Origin of the sequence: Kineococcus sp. R86509 (genome assembly GCF_042466365.1) — a bacterium.
Classification (GTDB): Bacteria; Actinomycetota; Actinomycetes; order Actinomycetales; family Kineococcaceae; genus Kineococcus.
Genome location: NZ_JAXHCE010000001.1, coordinates 103,728 through 119,845 on the forward strand (window position 1 = coordinate 103,728; position 16,118 = coordinate 119,845).

At 69.0% G+C, this 16,118-nt stretch carries 13 protein-coding genes; 3 read left to right on the forward strand and 10 right to left on the reverse strand.

Features of this window, described 5'->3' with window-relative positions; translation table 11 throughout:
• Window positions 1–29: 29 nt before the first annotated feature.
• The gene (locus tag SJY07_RS00525; RefSeq protein ID WP_380156241.1) at window positions 30–1,085 is read left to right on the forward strand and encodes a 2,3-butanediol dehydrogenase; all 1,056 of its coding nucleotides are present in this window, start codon (window positions 30–32) and stop codon (window positions 1,083–1,085) included.
• 526 nt (window positions 1,086–1,611) lie between these two features.
• A complete protein-coding gene (locus SJY07_RS00530; RefSeq protein ID WP_380156243.1) occupies window positions 1,612–2,241 on the forward strand; it encodes a DUF5994 family protein in 630 nt (209 codons plus the stop codon).
• Window positions 2,242–2,999: 758 nt separating this feature from the next.
• Here SJY07_RS00530 and SJY07_RS00535 read toward each other — a convergent pair.
• The 10 genes from SJY07_RS00535 to SJY07_RS00580 form a co-directional block, all read right to left on the reverse strand.
• Window positions 3,000–3,509, reverse strand: a complete 510-nt coding sequence (locus SJY07_RS00535; protein ID WP_380156245.1) for a BON domain-containing protein — start codon at window positions 3,507–3,509, stop codon at window positions 3,000–3,002.
• Between the two features lie 65 nt (window positions 3,510–3,574).
• Window positions 3,575–4,048: a pyridoxamine 5'-phosphate oxidase family protein gene (locus SJY07_RS00540; RefSeq protein ID WP_380156247.1), complete on the reverse strand. Its 474-nt coding sequence runs from the start codon at window positions 4,046–4,048 to the stop codon at window positions 3,575–3,577.
• Entirely contained in the window at window positions 4,041–5,090 is a 1,050-nt protein-coding gene (locus tag SJY07_RS00545) for a YbhN family protein (RefSeq protein ID WP_380156249.1), read from the reverse strand. The genes SJY07_RS00540 and SJY07_RS00545 overlap by 8 nt, the downstream gene beginning before the upstream one ends.
• A gap of 83 nt (window positions 5,091–5,173) precedes the next feature.
• Window positions 5,174–5,932, reverse strand: coding sequence for a hypothetical protein (locus SJY07_RS00550; RefSeq protein ID WP_380156251.1), 759 nt, complete (start codon window positions 5,930–5,932; stop codon window positions 5,174–5,176).
• A 7-nt stretch (window positions 5,933–5,939) separates the two neighbouring features.
• A complete protein-coding gene (gene adhP / locus SJY07_RS00555) occupies window positions 5,940–7,007 on the reverse strand; it encodes an alcohol dehydrogenase AdhP (protein WP_380156253.1) in 1,068 nt (355 codons plus the stop codon).
• A 45-nt stretch (window positions 7,008–7,052) separates the two neighbouring features.
• The gene (locus tag SJY07_RS00560; RefSeq protein ID WP_380156255.1) at window positions 7,053–7,634 is read right to left on the reverse strand and encodes a general stress protein; all 582 of its coding nucleotides are present in this window, start codon (window positions 7,632–7,634) and stop codon (window positions 7,053–7,055) included.
• Entirely contained in the window at window positions 7,634–8,296 is a 663-nt protein-coding gene (locus SJY07_RS00565) for a BON domain-containing protein (protein ID WP_380156257.1), read from the reverse strand. Before SJY07_RS00565 ends, SJY07_RS00560 begins: the two co-directional genes overlap by 1 nt.
• 368 nt (window positions 8,297–8,664) lie before the next feature.
• On the reverse strand, window positions 8,665–10,254 hold the full coding sequence (locus SJY07_RS00570) for an amino acid permease (protein ID WP_380156259.1): 1,590 nt from the start codon (window positions 10,252–10,254) through the stop codon (window positions 8,665–8,667).
• A complete protein-coding gene (locus SJY07_RS00575) occupies window positions 10,251–11,681 on the reverse strand; it encodes a glutamate decarboxylase (protein ID WP_380156261.1) in 1,431 nt (476 codons plus the stop codon). The genes SJY07_RS00570 and SJY07_RS00575 overlap by 4 nt, the downstream gene beginning before the upstream one ends.
• A 155-nt stretch (window positions 11,682–11,836) precedes the next feature.
• A complete protein-coding gene (locus SJY07_RS00580) occupies window positions 11,837–14,272 on the reverse strand; it encodes a phosphoketolase (RefSeq protein WP_380156263.1) in 2,436 nt (811 codons plus the stop codon).
• Window positions 14,273–15,133: 861 nt separating this feature from the next.
• Between SJY07_RS00580 and SJY07_RS00585 the strand changes: the two genes are divergently transcribed.
• A complete protein-coding gene (locus tag SJY07_RS00585; protein WP_380156265.1) occupies window positions 15,134–15,796 on the forward strand; it encodes a BON domain-containing protein in 663 nt (220 codons plus the stop codon).
• Window positions 15,797–16,118: the final 322 nt, after the last annotated feature.

Consider the following 16,118-nt stretch of genomic DNA (forward strand, 5'->3'; position numbering starts at 1 on the left):
AACGACGGCACAACAGGAGAAGGTCAGTGATGAGAGCAGCACGCTACTACGCACGTCACGACATCCGGATCGAGGACATCCCTGAACCCAGGCTCCTGCCCGGCACGGTCTCGGTGAGGGTCGCGTGGTGCGGCATCTGCGGAACGGACCTGCACGAGTACCTCGACGGTCCGATCTTCGTGCCCGCCAGCGGCCACCCGCAGCCGATCTCGCACGAGGAGGCTCCCATCACCCTCGGCCACGAGTTCTCCGGCACCATCACCGCGCTCGGGGAGGGCGTGACGTCGCTAGAGGTCGGCGAGAACGTGGTCGTCGAGCCCTACATCATCGGTGCCGGGGTGCCGACCGGTCCGGGCGAGGAGTACCAGCTGTCGCCGGACATGAACTTCATCGGCCTCGGTGGACGGGGCGGAGGCCTCAGCGAGACGGTGGTCGTCGAGCAGCGCTGGGTCCATCCGATCGGGGACATCCCCCTCGACGCCGCCGCGCTGATCGAACCCCTCGCGGTGGGCCACCACGCGTTCGTCCGCAGCAGCGCGCGCGCCGGGCACGTGGCGATCGTGGGTGGGGCCGGCCCGATCGGCCTGCTGCTCGCCGCGGTCCTGAAGGCGCAAGGTCTCACCGTGATCCTCTCCGAGGTCAGCGAGGCTCGGAAGGCGATGGCCGTGAGCACCGGGATCGCCGATCACGTCCTGGACCCGACCCAGGTCGACGTCGGCGCCGAAGTGCGGAAGCTGACGCAGAACCATGGCGCGGACGTCGGGTTCGAGTGCTCCAGCGTCGACTCGGTGCTCGACATGCTGCTCGAGGCGGTCAAGCCGGGCGGCGTCGTGGTGAACGTCTCCATCTGGGGACACCGGCCCGCGGTCGACATGCAGAAGCTGGTGTTGAAAGAGATCGACCTGCGCGGGACGATCGCCTACGCGAACGACCACCCGGCCACCATCAAACTGGTGCAGGACGGCAAGGTCCGGCTCGAACCGTTCATCACAGCGCGCATCGACCTCGACGACCTGATCCGCGACGGCTTCGACGCGCTCGTCGAGCACAAGGACACGGCGGTCAAGATCCTCGTGCATCCGTGACCCCGAGGCGGCGGTGATGGTGGTGGGGACTCTCGTCGTCTTCGTGATCGGTGTCCTGGGGGTGTCCTGCTGATGGTCACACCGTGGCTGATCGGACGGCTGCCACCGACTGCTGGTCGGTCTGCTGCTCGCGAGGACGGTACCGTTCGCGGTGCCGACTCGGTGGTCGCTCCTCACTCCGCTGCGTGCCGTCCCAGGCCTTTCGATCAAGGCGCCGCTCGCAGCACGCCAGCCTCCCGCTGTGCCCCGCACGGTCCGGGGAAGACCGGATCTGGAGCCTGTTCACGTGCGAGGCGATGAGGGAGCTGGCCGTGAGAACGATCAGCACGACCAGGTGATCCCGGTCGGTGAGCGGGGTCAGACGGTGAGCGAGGGGCGCGAGACCGCAACCTGGCTGTCGACGTTCCGTACACCACACGGAAACGACCACCGTCGGGCGTCCTCCCCACGTGCTCGGTGCAGTGCTCGAAGCCAGGGTTCGGGCATCCCGCCCGCACCGACACCCGCCGAACCGGATCGGACCGACATGGCGCCGCGGGCCACCACCTCTTCCACCCCGGTCGATCCTGCTGAACCAATCCGGATCCGACTGGCACCAGCACCCTCGTCCCTCGTCGACGGGGGTTGGTGGCCACGCTCCGACGTGCTGGCAGCCGAGTTGCCCGGACTCGCCGAGGCTCTGGCGGGCAGGGTCGGTGACATCGCCGTGGTCGGGTACCACGACGACGGGTGGTCGTCGACGCCGGGCGCTGCAGGACTGTCGCCCCGATCGGCACCCCTGTTGCAGCCGCTGCACGGCGGCGACGCGACATCGTTGGTCGTCGTCGGTCGCGACGGCAGGGTCGTGACGTTGACCGTCGTTCCTGCGACAGCCGACGAGGATGATGCCCATCGAACACTGATCGACATCGCGAGACCCGCAATCCCGACCGCAGGGCCAGCCGACACTCGTCCAACACCGAACGCTGAACTCCTCCAGGACCTGACGACGCGGCTGAGCCGGTCCACCGGTGTTCCCGAAGACGACATCGCGATCTGGGTCACCGATGCGGCGGCCCGCTTCGTCGGCGTGCCGATCCACGCGTACGTCCCGGTTCTCATCGAGCACATCGTCCGCAACCGCATCTCCGCACAGCGTGGCGTGGCCGTGACCTGAAACTGACGTTGACATCAGGCGAGCTACAGGCACACCGCACGAACACGAAGATCCCAGCCGCGGTGCACGAGGTCTGCCGGCTCGAACACCTATGAGGCTCGGCCCGAGGCTTCCGCGACCTCACCAACCACATCGCCCGGTCCCACTGGAGGCCGGCGGGTTCAGGCCGCTACTGCATCCCCGTTCCCGAAGAGCCCCTCTTCAGGGGGAGAGCGGTGAACTCCGTTGCGATCGCAGAACCGGCCAGACTGCTTCGACGTGTCCCGTCGGAGCTACGTCCAGGGGTTCCAGGTTCGCTCGGGCGACCCGTGAGGTTCTGCCTCGTCGATCCGAACAGACTCGTCCACCCCAGACTTCCCCGATCGCCCCCGGGCAAACAGCGCAAGGGCCGCAGGGAGAGACCCGAGACGTTCTCGCGCGCAGCGGGAGCGCCGTCGACCGTGATGAGGCGGAGGGCGAGTGGGTGGCCGGAGCATCGCAGGTGCTGGCGGCCGACGTCGTCGCGCTTCGCCACGACCAAGGTCGCTGCGGCGAGGAACAGCGTCAGGACGAGGAAGGAGAACGGTACGGAGAACGAGACGAGAACAGACAACAGCGGTCCAGACAGGAGGAAAACCCACCGAGATGTCCGGCGGTGAGCAGCGTGCTCCCGGGGGGCGGCGTGAGCGGCGATCCCGTTCCGAACTGGCTGTGACCCAGCGCCGTTGACGCTAGGCCCGGGCACCCCGCGCGTCAACCTCGAGGATCGGTACCCGCCCTCACGTCGACAGGGGTCGCACGTGCGGCTGGACCAGGTCGAGCGGCGCCTCGTGAGTGGCGGCGCGGTCCAGCACGGTTCGGTCGATGACTCCCTGGACACCCCTCACGCGGAAGACCGTGCGTTCTGCGGCATCACGTTCGAACGCCGCCCGAACCGTTCCGTGCAGCGTCACCACTCGGTGGTCGACGACCAGGTCGATCGTGTCCGGCAGGTTCTCGTCCTGTTCCAGCGCGGATTCCGCGTCACGGGCGATGTCGGCGTCGGTGACCTGGGACCACGCCGTCCTGATCTGGACCTCCTGGGCGAGGGCTCGCACCCCCTCGACCCGGAGCACGGCCTCCGTGGCCGCCACCTTCTCCGCATGGCTCCCGACCTCCCCGAAGATCGTCGCCACCCCGTCCACGACGGTCACGCCGAGGACGGTGGAGTCCACATCGGGAGCCCGGACGAACTCCTGGACCACGGACGCCTTGAGTTCCCCGTCGGTGGTGTCCCCGTAGGTCGTCATACGGACATCGTCTGCGGGGCGACCACGTCCTGTCAGAGGAGGAAGTCCCCTGATCTGGAGGAACGCTACGACCACCAACCCGAGCCGGTGACCGCGAACCGCCGGCCGGAGACGGACCCGCTCAGCCGAACGACGTTCGACTTCGATCCGCCCTGCCACGGAGCGACGGCCACGGAGCGGAGAACCGCCAACCCGGCTAGGTCCGTAATCGTCTCGGCTCGTCCCCGCAGCACGACGCTCCACGCCGTCCGGGGCCACGACCGCGACCCCGTGACGCCGTCGACCTCGTACGCGATCTCGCGGCCGGAGGCCAAGGCCCGGAGCTTTGCCCCGTCAGCCGTCCGGAGGACCAGACTGTCGTGGTCATCTGCGTGGTCAACCGCGTGGTTGACCGGGAAGATGTCGACCCTTCCGTCGTCGTCCACCACGGCGAGACGTCCGAAGGACGCGACGCTCAAGTACCTCCAGCACTCGCCCTCGTCGAGGTGGTCCACACCGGGATCCAGGACACGCCGGGCTGTGCTCGAGTTCTCATCCATGGTGGAAGTGTTCCTGCCTCCGCGGGTGCTCACCAGGGGCGGAGGCCCCGATCGTCCCCACCCGCGTGTGCCTCAACGTGCCGAGCCGGAGTGAGGACCAGGCGAGCACGGCCACCGGGATCGGGATCCAGAACTCGAGCAACCGCCAGCTGACGACGCCCAGCAGGGCGGTGTCCAGCGGAACGCCCAGGGCACCGAACGCAGGGACCATGACGCTCTCCACGATGCCGAGTCCACCGGGGGTCACCGGCAGCAACGCCAGGATGCCACCCAGGCCGTAGACGGTCAGCAGCGCGGGGATCCCCAGCCGGAACCCGAAGGCGCAGAGGACCACCCAGAGGGCGGCGGCATCCAGCAACCAGTTCAGCAGGGCCCAGGAGATCGCGGTGATCGCACGCCGGGGATGAGAGGAGAACTCCTCGAGGCGGGCGGCGATCGTGCGGAGGAAGGACTCGGCGACCCGCGCATCGACGAGTCCCACGTGAGCGACGACCGCTCTGACGATGGTGACAGCACGCTCGGTGTGGCCGGCGATGAGCCAGACGGCCGTGGAGGTCGCCACCACCAGGACGACGACGACACCGGCTGCGGAGCTGTACGACGCGTTTCCCCCGACGGTGGCCAGGGACAGGACGAGACCGACGGCGAAGACCGCCCCGAGCACCACGTTCGACCCCGTGGCCTGGATCGCCGCGGCGGTGAGTGCCTCCTGCCGGGAAACTCCCGCACGGACCAGCAACCGGAAGCGGACGGCCGCGGCCACCAGAGCTCCCCCGGGCGCGACGTGGCTGACCCCGAGGTTGGTCAGGTCGATCCGCAGCAGCGTCGAGTAGCGCGGGCTGCGCCGACCCAGGACGGTCGTGGTCACGAGGGTGTTCGCGAGCAGTGACGCGACCTCCAGGACGACCGCGGACCCCGCGAGCACCAGCGACACCCGTTCCAAGGATCGCAGGGCGTCCACCGCCGCGGCGTACTGCGGCACGACCACCCGCCACACCAGGACGACGGCGAGGACCGCAGGGACGGCGACGCGCAACCACATCGGTGGATGGAGCAGTCGGCGCCCGGGCCGGGCCGGTGGTGGGCGGAGAGCACCAGTTCCCACTGGCGCCTTGCCTGTCGAGGTCACGGACCGATCGGGGCAGGGACGAACGGTGTCACGGCGCGGGCCGTCGCGCGCTGCGGTGGGTGCGGACCGCGGACACGGACCTCGGAGGGGACGACCGCGACCGCCCGCCGCGTCGGCCAGGACAGCGCGGAGAACGCGATGCCGGGTAAGTCGAGCCGCCCCTCCCCGATGACAAGGAGTTCGGCGTGCCGGGATGCCCTCGTCGCCTCGGACGGGGCCACGACCAGCAGTGTGGTCTCCCGGACCCTGGCGAACTCCCGGGCTGCGGCGACGACGTGATCGCCGTCGGCGTCGGCATCGTCGTCGTTGTCGGGGTCGAGCACCGCGACCACGCCGGCTGCGCCCCCACAGAGGTGCTCGGGGACGACGACGACGGTGCACCCGGCGGAAGGGGCCTGGAAGGGCAGGCCATCGCTCCAACGGCTAGACACCAGGAGGCCGCCGGATCCCGGCATGCCGACCTCACCGCGGGCCGGGGAGCGCCAGGTGAGGTCCCAGGTGAGCCGGACCGAGGGGTGGCTCCGCTCCACCGAGGCCTGCAGACCCGTCATGTCGACGCGGCCGGGTCCGATCCCCGGGGTCGGTGGTTCCCCGGCGGGCTCGAGGAGCAGGACGTGCAGCCGACCGGTGGTGGCCTCCGCGTAGCGCGCCGCCCAGAGGACCGCGGTCAGGTCGCGGACCGTGTCGCGCACCACCACGACCACGGGCGACATGACCCCGACCGCGGAGTCCGGAGTCGTACCGTCGCCGTCCACCGTCGCCTCAGGAGGTGACGTCGGCGACGACGGTGTGGGCTCGCGGGACCGGCCACGCCGCCCCCTCGAACTCCACGACCAGTCGGGCGGGGACTCGACCGGACAGCACGTCGGCCATGGCTGCGTTGAGGTCCTCCAGACGACGGGTCTGCGCGATCACCCTCGTCCTCCCGCCCGCGTGCAGCGCGAAGACCTCGCTGAGGTCCTGCCGCGTGCCGACGATGGATCCCACCACGGTGATGCCCTTGAGGACGGTCTCGAAGATCGGGATGGCCATCCTCTCCTTCCCCGGCAGCGCGACGCACACCAGCCGGCCTCCGGGGCGGAGGGAGGCGAAGGCCTGCTCGAAGACGCGGGGTGAGGCGGCGAGGACGACGGCCACGTCCAGGCCCCCGAGCGCGGTGATCGCCGCGACCGGGTCCACGACCGCCGCGTTCACGACGTGGCGGGCGCCGAGCTCCTGCGCGAGGTCGAGCTTGGCCTCCTCGATGTCGACGGCGACGACGGTGCCCCCCAGGATGCGCGCGTACTGGACGGCGAGGTGGCCGAGGCCACCGATGCCGAAGACCCCGACGTTCTCGGTGGGAACGACGCCGGCCACCTTCAGCGCCTTGTAGGTCGTCAGGCCGGCGCAGCTGAGCGGCGCGGCGTCGAGGGAACTGATCCCGTCGGGGACGGGGACGACGTAGCTCGAGTTCGCCACGGCGTACTCGGCGACGGCACCGTCCACGGAGTAACCGCTGTTCTGCTGCGCCGGGCAGAGGGTCTCCCGACCGTCCACGCAGTACCGGCACCGGCCGCAAGCAGAACCGAGCCAGGCGATGGCGACCCGTTCACCGACCGTCCGGTCGCTGACCTGGTCACCCAGCTCCTCCACGATCCCGATGCCCTCGTGACCCGGGATCACCGGGAGTACCGGCTTGACCGGCCAGTCCCCCTGTGCGACGTGGATGTCGGTGTGACACAGCCCGCACGCCTCCAGTCGGATGAGGACCTGGTGCGGTCCCGGCTGGGGGATGGGGCGCTGGACGATCTCGAGCTGCTGCCCGAACACGGTGATGACTGCTGCCTTCACGGAGTCGACCTCTCTACGGTGGAACTGGGGTTTGGCAGGTGGTTGTCAGTGCGCGAGGACGTCCAGCGCGCGCGCCAGGTAGGCGCTGTCGACCAGTACCTCGAACCTCGTGGGTTCGATCGTGCTGCGGGATCGGAAATCTCGCCGGCCACGGGTCATCCCGTAGCGGACGCAGGAGAGGACGATGCCGAACACCACACCCCAGGCGACGCCGAACAGCATCGAGCGCAGCACGTCCTCCCCGCTCAGGAAGACGAGGAGCACCCCGACGAAGAGGCCGAACCACGCCCCGGAGATCGCCCCGGAGGCGACGGCGCGCGGCCAGTCCATCCGACCGGTGATCTGTTCCACCATCCGCAGGTCGGTTCCGACGATCTGCGTCCGCTCCACCTCGAAGTCCCGCCGGGCCAGTTCGTCGACCAGCGTCCGTGCCTCGGCGTAGGTAGTGTGAGCGCCCAGCGAGGTCTGCTCGGGACCGAAGGGGAAGTAGGGCTGGACGAGGGCACTGCGCACGGCGGTCACCTGTTCGTGGGCCTCGACGGTCTCCGCGATGCTGCGGAGCCCGCCGCCGGAGTTGCGGTTCCTCGTCGTCGGGTTCCTGACGACGTTCTGCCGCTTCGACTGCATCAGAGGCTGACGACGAGTTCGTCGTGCACGGCGGTCACCCCGGGGGCAGCCCAGCAGGCGTGTGCTGCGGTGCGGCGTTCGGCGGCGGAGTGCACGAAACCCCGCAGGGTGACCGTTCCCTCCGCGTCGGTGGTGAGGTTGATCGCCTTGCTGTCGAGATCGGCGGAGCGGACGAAAGCGGCGTGGATGCGGTTCGCCATGTCGGCAGGCGCCGGACCGGTCTTGATGGTCGTCGTGTTGTGGACCCCAAGGACACCCCGCAGGTGTTCCACCGCGTGCTCCGCGGCCAGGCGCTGGAACTGCCACCGGGTCTCGCCGCTCAGGGTGAGGATCCGGTTGTCCACGACGACGTGCACGGTCTCCGGGACGTTGCCGGACGCCGCGAGGGCCGCCTGTGCCTTCGCGGCGATGTCCGCGTCCGTCAACGTCCAGGGGCTCTTCACGGTGATCTCCTGGGCGACGGCGCGCACCCCGTGGACCCTCATCACCGCCTTGGCCGCTCGGACCTTCTCGGAGTAGCTGGTCACCTCTCCGAGCAGGGTCACGGTCCCGTCCGAGACCGCGACCCCGATCTTCGTGCTGTCGACGTCGGGAACCCAGCTGAGTTCCTCGACGACGGCGTCCTTGAGCTTGCTGTCCGTCGTGGTCCGGAGGTTCGTCATACCCGTGATCCTGGGTGCCGACAGGTCAGCCCGACAGGGCAGGAGGTCCCGTCAGGACGAGGCGGTGACGGACGTCGTGGCCACGGGCGCGGCAGTCGGCGTCGAGAACTCCTGCTGCACGACACCGAGGCTCACGGGTGGTCGTCCCACGAACCAGATGCACACCCTCACGTCGAAACGGCGAGGCTGTCGCAGCCATCCGCGGTCGTCTTCGTTGCGGCGGGGCATCACCGGCGAGGCCAGCCACCTCGAGCCGAGAACTGAACGGCCCGCTGCGGATCCTGCCGTTTCACGTCTTGACCACACCGCGTCCCGTTCTCGCTGGAAAACTCCGCCTGTGGTCCTCCGTCGGCCGGTGGCGGCGCCGGTCACGAGGTCTTCTCATCGGTGGGAGCGGACGGCGCAGCGGGTCCGGTGAAACTCACCTCATGACGCTCGTGTCCCAGCGGCACCTCCTTCCACGAGGGCTTGCGGACGCGGAAGACGAGCAGAGCCGCGCCGACGAAGAGGATCAGGCCGGCTGCGACCAGCGACACGTAGCCGACCGGGTTGCCCACCGGGAGCTGGGTGGGCGGGAAGAACGCGACCAGGAGGGAGAACGCGACGGCCAGGAAGCCGACGCCGGCGACGAGCCACATGCCGACCGTGCCACCAGGAATCCGGAACGCCCGGGGAAGGTGGGGCTGGGTGTAGCGGAGTCTGATCGCCGCCGCGTACATGAAGAGGTACATGACGATGTACAGGCTGATCGTGACCGTCGAGATGAGGAAGAACGCCGCGCTGACGTCGCTGGTGACCAGGTAGATCGAGGAGACGGCGGTGACGATGACCGCTTGGATCAGCAGGATATTGCGAGGGACACCCTGCTCGTTGGTCTTCTGCATCAGCGGGGGGAGGAGACCGTCGTGAGCTGTCGCCAGAAGAGCCCTGCTCGGTGCGGAGATCCAGGCCAGTGCGCCACTGAGCGCTCCGTAGCAGACCAGCACGGACAGGATCTGGACGATCCAGTTGGCGTGCCAGAGTCCGACCAGGACGACGCCGAGGGCGTCGAAGACACCGGTCTGCAGGACGATGTCGTCGTAGGGGACGAGACCGGCGACGGCGATGGAGCCGAGCAGGAAGACGGCGACGGAGACGAGCGACGCGATCAGCATGGCAGCCGGGAAGCCACGCTTCGGGTTCTTCATGTCGCCGACGTGCACGGCCTGCGCCTCGACACCGGCGAACAGCAGCATGATGTTGCCGAGGAACGCGAGGGAACCGAACCCGGCGAGGGCCGGCAGGATCCGCGGCACGCTCGACCCGTCGACCACGTGGGTCACGGCGCTGTTCGTCGTGGCGTTCCAGCCGAGGGTGTGACCCGTCGCGACCCAGTAGACGAACAGCACGACGAGGACGGCGCCCGGCACGATGGTGCCGACGACGAAACCGTACTTCGCGACCTTGGCCAGGAGGGCGTTGCCCTTCAGCGCCAGCAGCGTGGCCAACCAGTAGCTGACGATGCAGAAGACGCCGACGTAGACGTGCGTCTCGGCGAGCCCGGCGGCGTTCAGCGCGTAGGCGGCTGCAGCCGCGGCGAAGGCGAGCCCGGTGGGGTACCAGACGACGTTCTGGATCCACTGGAGCCAGACGCCGACGAAGCCCCACCGCTGACCGAAGGCCTCACCGATCCAGGTGTAGACACCTCCTCTGCGGTTGGAGAACGCACTCCCGAGTTCTGCGGACACGAGGGCCGCCGGGATGAGGAACAGGATCACGGCGAAGCCGATGTAGACGAACATCGTCCATTCCTCGGCGGCCATGACCGGGAGCCCCCGGAGGCTCGTCACGACGGCTGCGGCGGTCAGGAAACCCACCGTCGGAACGGACATGGTGGCGATGCTCGTCGCCGAAGGGGTGCGCCCGGGCTGCTCGTCCGCGGACGCCGCCGGCGGGCGGGTGTCGGATCGCGGACTCACGAGACGACCTTCTCGGTCGCGACGACGGCCGTGGCGGAGTGGTTGAAGGACGTGCCCTCGTGGGAGGCGAGAGGACGCGACGGTGGCCGGAGATCCAGCTTCCGGACGGCCTTCTCGAGGTCGGCCAGCACGAGGTCGGCCATGTCGAGGCTCAAGCCGTGGCGCACGATGACGCGTTGCAGGATCGTCTCCTGCTGGTCGGCCGGGAGCGTGTAGGCGGGCACCAGCCAGCCGCGAGCACGAAGTTCGTCGGCGAGGTCGAAGAGGTTCCAGGCGCTGTCGCCGCTGTCGCGGAGGGTCCAGGCCACGGCGGGGATGCCTCTGCGGGGGTCGCCGTCGAAGACGATGTCGAACCGGCCCGTCGCGTCCAGACCTGCGGCGATGTGCTGGGCGACGAGGTAGGTGGCGGACTGCACCTTGCGGTAGCCGTCGCGCCCGAGGCGCAGGAAGTTGTAGTACGAGGCGACGACCTGCCCACCGGGACGGGAGAAGTTGAGGTTGAAGGTCGGCATCTGGCCACCGAGGTAGTTGACGTTGAAGATCAGCTCTTCGGGGAGGTCGCTCGTCGTCCGCCAGATGACCCAGCCGCTGCCCAGGGGCGCGAGGCCGGTCTTGTGGCCGGAGACGTTGATCGATTTGACGCGCGGAAGCCTGAAGTCCCAGAGGATGTCGGGTGCGCAGAACGGGGCGACGAACCCGCCGCTGGCCGCGTCGACGTGGATCTCGATGCTCTGACCCGTACGCGCCTCGAGGTCGTCGAGGGCCGCGCTGATCCCCGCTACGTCCTCGAACTTCCCGGTGAACGTCTGACCGAAGGTGACGACGACTGCGATGGTGTTCTCGTCGACCCGGTCGAGGACCTGTTCCACCGTGAGGACGTGGTTCCCGTCCATCGGCGCCTGGCGGATCTCGACGTCGAAGTAACGGGCGAACTTCTCCCAGCAGACCTGGACCGGGCCGCAGACGATGTTGGGCAACGCGGTCGACCTGCCCTCGGCGGTCCTGCGGGCCTTCCAGCGCCACTTGGCCGCGAGGCCGCCGAGCATGGCCGCTTCACTCGATCCCGTCGTCGAGGTACCGAGCGTGGTCGCCGCCTCGGGAGAGTGGAAGAGGTCGGCGAGCATGTGGATGCAGCGCGTCTCGAGTTCGGCGGTCTGCGGGTACTCGTCCTTGTCGACGATGTTCTTGTCGAGGGAGTCGGCCATGAGCTGGCGCACCTCGGGTTCGACCCAGGTCGTGCAGAACGTGGCGAGGTTCATCCGCGCCACGCCGTCGAGCATCAGCTCGTCGCGGACGAGCTGGTAGATCTGCCGGGGCTCGTGCTCTTCCTGCGGGAAGCGGGTCTTGGGTGCGCGGGTGGTCATGGAGTAGGTGGCGAAGAGATCGTCCATCGATTCGTCCAGCGCGGCCGTTGCGGGCTTCGTCATGGACCAAGAGTCGCCCGGCCGGGGCGCCGCCCCCAGAGGAGAACGTCCCCCGGTGACCGAGGTCGCACCACTGGTGGTCGGTGACCACGGAGGACGTGAGGCGACCAGGTCCCGCCGTCACCGTGGTCACCGTCCCAGCCCACCGACGGGCGTGCTCAGCCCCGTCCTTCCCTCGACGCGTCCCAGGTCCAGTCGCGGATCTCGGGAAGGTCCTCGAAGTGCTCACGGACGTAGCTGTGGTGGTCCCGCAGCCGCTGCTCGCAGAAGTCCGCGAGCTCCGCTCCGCCGGGGAGCAGGTTCCCCACGCGTTCCAGGACGGCGAGGACCAGGTGAAACCGGCTCATCCGGTTCAGGACCACCATGTCGAACGGCGTCGTCGTGGTCCCCTGCTGTTCGAAACCCCGCACGTGGAACCGCTGCGGTGCGGGACGCCCGTGCAGCAGCTGGTGAACCGCGCGGGGGTAGCCGTGGAAGGCCATGACCACTTCGGTGCGGTCGCCGAAGAGGGCGCGGAAGTGCTCCTCGTCGAGGCCGTGCGGGTGCTCCTGCCGGGGCAGCAGGGCCATGAGGTCCACGACGTTGACGAAGCGCACCCGCAGGCTGGGGGCACGATCGCGCAGGATCTCGGCCGCGGCCAGGGCCTCCTGGGTCGGGACGTCACCCGCGCACGCCAGGACCATGTCGACCTCACCGTCCGCGGCTGCACCGTCCGGGTCGTTGCCGGCCCACGTCCACGCCGACGCTCCGGCGGCGCAGTGATCCTCGGCCTCGGCGAGGGTGAGGTACTGCAGGTGCGGCTGCTTGTCGGCCACGACGAGGTTCACGTGGTCGGTACTGAGCAGGCAGTGCCGCGCGATGGAGAGCAGGCAGTTCGCGTCCGGCGGCAGGTAGACCCGCGCGACTCCCGGAGCCAGCGGCAGGACGGTGTCGATGAGCCCTGGACCCTGGTGGCTGAACCCGTTGTGGTCGTTGCGCCAGCAGGTGCTGGTCAGCAGCACGTTCAGTGAGGAGACCGGTTCGCGCCAGGGCACGTCGACGCTGTGTTGCAACCACTTCACGTGCTGGACGAGCATGGACGCACTCACCATGGCGAACGCCTCGTAGGTCGCGAAGAACCCGTGCCGGCCGCTGAGGACGTAGCCCTCCAACCACCCTTCGCACAGGTGCTCCGAGAGGACCTCCATGACCCGTCCGTGCGGGCTGATGCCGTCCTCCCCCGGCTCGGCCGCCGCGAAGCAGCGGTCCGTGGCCTCGAAGACCGCATCCAGCTTGTTCGACGCGGTCTCGTCCGGGCAGAACAGCCGGAACGTCCCGCCGCCGTCGGGTGTCGTGGTCCGCCGGTAAACGTCGCGGAAGAGCTCACCGAGGGGGTGGGTCGTCGGGGCGAACGCCGCACCCGGGCGCTGCACCTCGACGGCGTAGTCGCGCAGGTCGGGCAGGTCCAGCGGGCGCCGGAGGCGACCACCGTTGGCGTAGGGCGAGGCGCCGGGTCGGAGATCACCCTCCGGGGCCAGCGCCTTGACGTCGGGCGCCAGACGACCGTCACCGTCGAACAGTTCCTCCGGCCGGTAGGACCGCAACCACTCCTCCAGGAGCGCGAGGTGCGCCGGGTTCTCCCGGACACCGGCCAACGGCACCTGGTGGGCGCGCTGGGTCCCCTCGATCGGCACGCCGTCCACGACGGCCGGTCCGGTCCACCCCTTGGGGGTGCGCAGGACGATCGCGGGCCACCGCACCTGAGCGCCGACACTGGAGAACCCGCTGCCGGAACCGGCCCGTGCTGCGTCCTGGACGGCGCGGATCCGGTCGTGAGCTCCGGCCAACGCCGCCTCGAGGTCGGCGAAGACCGCCGCGGGTTCGTGGCCGCTCACCACCACCGGGTCCCAGCCCTGGGAGTGTAGGTAGGAGCACACGTCGGCGTCGCTCTGACGACCCATGACGGTGGGTCCGGAGATCTTGTACCCGTTCAAGTGCAGAACGGGCAGAACCGCTCCGTCGCGCCGCGCGTCCAGGAAGGCCGGCAGTCTCCAGGAGGCCGCCAGTGGCCCGGTCTCGGCCTCGCCGTCACCGACGACGCAGCAGACCAGGAGGTCCGGGTGGTCGATGGCCGCCCCGGCCGCGTGCGCGAGGGCGTAGCCGAGTTCGCCGCCCTCGTGGATGCTTCCGGGGGTCTGGACACTGACGTGACTGGGGATCCCGCCCGGTGTCGAGAACTGCCGCGCCAACCGGCGCAAGCCTGCGGTGTCCTCCGTGACGTCGGGGTAGAACTCCGAGTAGCTGCCCTCCAGGTAGGTGTTCGCGACCAGGGCGGGTCCGCCGTGTCCTGGTCCGGTGACGTAGAGCACTGGGGTCCCCGTTCGACGGATCAGCCGGTTGACCTGCACGTAGAGGGCCGAGAGACCGGGGCTGGTCCCCCAGTGCCCGAGGAGACGCGGTTTGACGTGCGCGACGGTGAGCGGTTCGCGGAGGAGGACGTTGTCCTGCAGGTAGATCTGCGCCGCTGTGAGGTAGTTGGCCGCACCCCACCACCGCAGGTCGCGATCGATGTCCTCACTGCTGTACCTGACCGTTGGAGCATCGACGACCGTCACGGGACCTCCAGGAGTGGGGTGACGAACCGCCCGGCACGGTGGTGGCGGGCGTTCGACGATGGGTTTCGCACGGAACGCGCCCGCAGGCCCACGACAGAAGGCCCATCGTTCGACACGATCGCCAGTCGACCGCGGACAACGCGTCAGCTCGGCGAGCGGGAGGCGATTGAACGCTCTCCCGCTACGACAGATCCCCGAGGGCGCCCGGCTCGAGCTCCTGCTCACGGAAGGCGGCACATCGCGGCGTTCCCGTTCCGGGCCGGCTGTTTCCCAGCAGCTCGAAGCTACGCCCCCACCTCGTGGTGGTCAACCGTCGCACCGGGGTGATCGAGCGGCGACTCGACAGCGGGCGTCTGAGGTCGGCCCTGCTCACGACACCACGTGAAACACCTCCACCAGGCCCACCGTGAAGTGGACGAACAGCCGATGTCGTGAGGGCGGTCCCCAGCGGTCAGTGAAACAGCTCCGCAAGACTCTCCGATGGCGTTGTGAACTGCTGCGTCTCACGGAACGAGCACTGAGGAAGTCGAGTCGCCTGCTGTTCCTACGTCGTCGTGAGGAATTCGGCTGCGTCAGAGTCCGTCGTGGAGGCGTCACGATCGTCCCACGAGTGTTGCGTTGACCGCTGAAGACCGCCTGACGGTTGCAGACCGCCCGCTCGTTCCCTGGTACTGGTGGACGCACCGCGAGCGGCGACGATTTCTTCAACGACCCGCCAACATTCTCGTCCACCCCGATGACCTCGGTTTGCACGTCGGGGCCGGTAGCACTGACGGGTAGTCGCTCATGCTGGTGTCACATCTGACCTGTGGGGGACCTCCTGCCCTGTCCCGGACTGTCGACCGGGACGAGGATCGAGGTATGGCCAACCTCCAGACCACGACGGACAGCAAGCTCAAAGAAGCGGTCATCGACGAACTCAGCTGGGTCCCCGATGTCGACAGTACCGAGATCGCTGTCGCAGTCACGGGCGGGATCGTGACGCTCCTCGGTCAGGTGGGCAGCTACTCCGAGAAGGTACGGGCGGCGAAAGCGGCGATGCGGGTTCACGGTGTCCGCGCCGTCGCCCAGGAGATCACGGTGCGCAGCCCCTGGATGATCACCGATGCGGAGGTGGCCGCGGCAGCGGAGACTGCGCTGGAGGCCTCCATCAACGTCCCGGAGTCGGTGCGTGTGGTCGTCGACAACCGGGTGATCACCCTCAGCGGCGAGACGGGCTGGCAGTTCCAGCGGATGGCTGCCGAGCACGCCGTAGAGCACCTGCGGGGCGTGCAGAGGGTGCGGAACACGATCACCCTCACGGCCGTTCCCGCCCCCGTCGACATGGCCGACCGCATCCACGCCGCCTTCGTGCGCTCGGCAGAACTCGACAGCAAAGCGATCAACCTCTCCACCACCGAAGGCGGGACAGTGACGATGCGAGGATTCGTGCGCTCGGCTTCCGAACGCCGAGCTGCGACGCACGCGTGCTGGGCTTCCCCCGGGGTGACTGCGGTGCACGACGAACTGGTCGACAACTTCTGATGCGCGAGCGGGTGGCCGCTCGATGTCTGCCCCCTTCCCGTCTCAGCCTCGACACAACGGTCGTGGACGGCACCTTCCCAGGTGCGGAAGCACCCTCCCCGCCCCGAAGTTCTCTGGTGCTCGTGCACTCGAGGGCAACCGTACGTTCCGCACGAGGCCTGGTGGACGATCCGATCAGGTCACTCAGCCAAGCGTGGCGGATGCCGCGCGCCGAAGGCGCCCGGGAAGCTCACTCGGAGAGCCCGAGCACGAGACCTCCGGCGCGCGTGGCAGGACCGCCCGATGCGGACGACGTCAGCGTGCAGTTCCATGACCAGGCAGG